This window comes from Caballeronia sordidicola, assembly GCF_001544455.2.
GTDB lineage: Bacteria > Pseudomonadota > Gammaproteobacteria > Burkholderiales > Burkholderiaceae > Caballeronia > Caballeronia sordidicola.
The window spans coordinates 1-3124 of the sequence record NZ_FCOC02000045.1 but is presented as its reverse complement, the minus strand read 5'-3'; the positions used below and the strand labels follow the sequence as shown (position 1 = coordinate 3124).

Sequence of the window (3124 nt, the reverse complement as noted above, 5' to 3'; positions counted from 1 at the left end):
TTTCATCCAGATGAGATATGGCGAAATAACGTTAGGCGCGGTGCATGGCATTGTCGTCCGAGGGCCGTTCCAAAAGTGGAAGGCGGCGCAAATGCATTTAGCCGCTCCTGCCTTCTCGCCGAAGATGACCCCGTTCGTAGTGGGTTGTGACTCGTGGAACGGCAGCGCGGGCAGTATCCCGACTTCGCATCTGCCGCGTCGCGAGAAAAGCGCAGCTCCGACCAAGCCAAGCGCGGTGGCGCTTGCCGATTCGGCGCCCACGCAAGGCACGATACCTGCCGCACCCGAGCTACTTACGTCGGAATCTTTTCAGCAAGGCGCAAATACGGACCAAACGCATAGCACAGCACAAGTGCAGGCCAGTCCAAAAAACTTAACCAATGCCGATCAAGAGCCAAAAGGTCAGATCTCAAACGAAATCGCTGTCCCTATCAAACTGACTGCGGCAGAGTATTGCGATTGGTCGATACCCAGCTTTACAACTGAATGCAGGGATAGGACCGAGACAGCAGCATATTACGGATTGGACGCAAAGAAAAACTCTTACCCCACACCTGATCCGCGAGGAAACCGGAAACTTACCGCGGGTCAATTCGACACGGCTTTTGAACTTTCCTTCGACGAAAACAGTAAAACCCTCTATGCGACTATACGGGTCAAGCTCGTTCCCGTCGATCTGCACGCATGCGATGCATACGGAACGGTGTTGCCAGGACCGGACGGTAAGCCGCAGTCCGTACCTTTTCACCATGATTTGCATTGGAAAACGGCAGGACTTGGAGTTGGCAAACCGTCTAACGGTCTTGTCTTGAAATATCGCGACGGAACCGGCTCGCACTTTAACGTTGCAACCAAGAGGCAGCAGATTGAAGCTGTTTTAAATGCGCACGGAAGTAAGCTGATTCTTAACGGTTGTTCAAAAAATGCGGCCTGCGGATGTCGGGTATCGGTTGTATTTAGGGTGCAACTGCTGTTAAGTATTAACGACGCTCCAGTCGCAGATGGAAAACCGATCCATAAAATAATCAATCTATTTCCTCGAACGCAACGAGCCGACGCGGGGTCGTGGGGTGAGATCAACATGTTTCAACAGGCGCAATCAGATGGAAGGGTCGTTTGGGCAGACATGCCTAGTGATACAAACGTAATTGCGCACGAATGTGGACACCTCTTTAACTACCCAGATGAGTATTGGGAACTTGGCGGCTGGGTCCATGAGCAATACATCAAGGATCAGGAACTTAATTTTGCTTTGGGCATATCTAATCGAGGCAAGGAAACGTGGCAAATTTCTTCTGACAAAAACTTAATGGGTGGGGGTGCCAATATCCCCATTTCGACGGGCAAAGCAACTTCCCCAACGGCGACCGTCCATCCCTATTACCTTGAGTATATTAGACAACATTTTTGCGAACTGACCGGCGAAACGCCGCAGCACCTAAATGGTGACGCGGCCAGGCGCGTGTGGAGAAGATGGAGGGTTGGATATAATGCGTAATCTGTGCAAAACAAGTGCCACCCCATTATTTTTTAGAATTTTAGTTTTGGTTAGTATTTTATTTGGAGTGCTGAAAATGCCAGTAGCAGCCTATGCACACGCCCCTGATAACAATTCGAAACAAGCGGGTTTCGCTATTTCTGGAACGGGGGACCACCACTACGGCGCTAACAGCGTCGGTGTATGGTTTCCCTCGGGAAGGATTCGCCTTGGTTTATCTAATACACTGACGGATATGACCGACCAGAAATTCACAGGAGTTGGTATCGTTGACGCGGAGCTTTCCCCTAGTGACCTCGATATTGCAAAGGACATTTATAGCCGAATGTGTCGGGCTGCTGTTGAAGAGCCTCGGTCCGATCTTCAGGTCGATCCGATGATGAGTTATTCGGTGGGCTGCGTCGTAGACGAACAAGTGATTGAACACCAGGGCCGCATTGGTGATCTTCCGAAAGAACTTGCGTACCTTATTAACGACTTCTACCTGAAATCACTGAAACTAGATACAGACCGGGCTCGTATTGTGGCGAAGTTTGATGCGCAAGTTGTAGAGGTCAGTCGCGCAAAAAGCAAATTTCTCGTTGCTATTAGCTTCAAAAACGGGGGCAATTATCCAATTGAATTGCAGACGCCTGACCAATGGAAAAAACAGTTCGCCGAACGACTTGAAGTTAGTGGATTTAGTACCGGAGGCGGCGAATGGAGGGCTGATCTCGCGGGGACTACGCTGATAAATAAAGCGGACTATCCGACTGAGACCGTTGACCTCCCGATGGGAGTTTCGGGAACCTTCGTTACAATCCTTCCGGGCGAATCGGTCGTGTACAAATTTATTGCAGTGCCGACCGGAAAAGTGCCAAAAGGAACTTATAAATTTAACGTTTTAGTTGTTACGAGCATTGATGCCAAGGGGGTTTTCCCCAGCATGGGACGAGTCAATTTTGTTTCACCCAAAGTCTCGCGCGATGTCACGTTCGACGCTGATTTCCCTTCAACTTCCCAAGAATGGAACGAGTACGAAGCGCGCCATCGACAAGATATGTCCAGTTTCCCAGTCAAGCCAGGTGAGACTTTTGCGGAAGATGGATTCTACCGTTACGTGATTCACTCCCAACGCAGCCGCTTTGTTTTCAGCGGACGCAAGGGCGAGGTGGCAAGAAGCTATACCGCCATTGTCAATGAAAAGGGCGAGCCAATGGATGGCAGCCCGCACTGGATTTGGGAAGCTGATCGCGCGCTGGAAGACTACTGCATCGTTAACAATCCGTGTCCGCGCGATGGGCGGTGGACGTGGGCCAGTAACAATTCATTCAGAGATTACGTAGGCAATAATAATCGGTTCTTTGAACGTCGTTTTGTGGCCGGGGAATTAATGCCTGAGCTTGAGCTGAATGGCACCCTCTCTCACTACTCGTGGACATGGATAGGAGTGTGACATGAGGCGCGCGTTCATCAAGCAGGGAGATCAGACCGTGGCTGGCGGTTGGGTTATGGAAGGCATCGAGGATATGGAGCACGAGGGTACGCCTCTAAGTTTATCTATGCAAAAGTCGATGGCGCTGTTTTTGTCCGAGCGGCTAACGAACTAACACTTGAGTGTGGCGGCGCTTTCATCCAGATGAGATA

Annotated in this window: 1 protein-coding gene and 1 pseudogene; both read left to right on the top strand. The window is 50.4% G+C overall.

What is annotated here, in order from left to right; all coding sequences use genetic code 11:
• A pseudogene (locus AWB64_RS30425) lies at window positions 1-1498 on the top strand (hypothetical protein); the annotation flags it as partial.
• A gap of 76 nt (window positions 1499-1574) precedes the next feature.
• Entirely contained in the window at window positions 1575-2933 is a 1359-nt protein-coding gene (locus AWB64_RS30420; RefSeq protein ID WP_167353952.1) for a hypothetical protein, read from the top strand.
• The last annotated feature ends 191 nt before the right edge of the window (window positions 2934-3124 follow it).

Bases quoted from the DNA above. Each gene is read 5' to 3' on its own strand.
- AWB64_RS30420 (WP_167353952.1), top strand. From the start codon at position 1,575: ATGCCAGTAGCAGCCTATGCACACGCCCCTGATAACAATTCGAAACAA.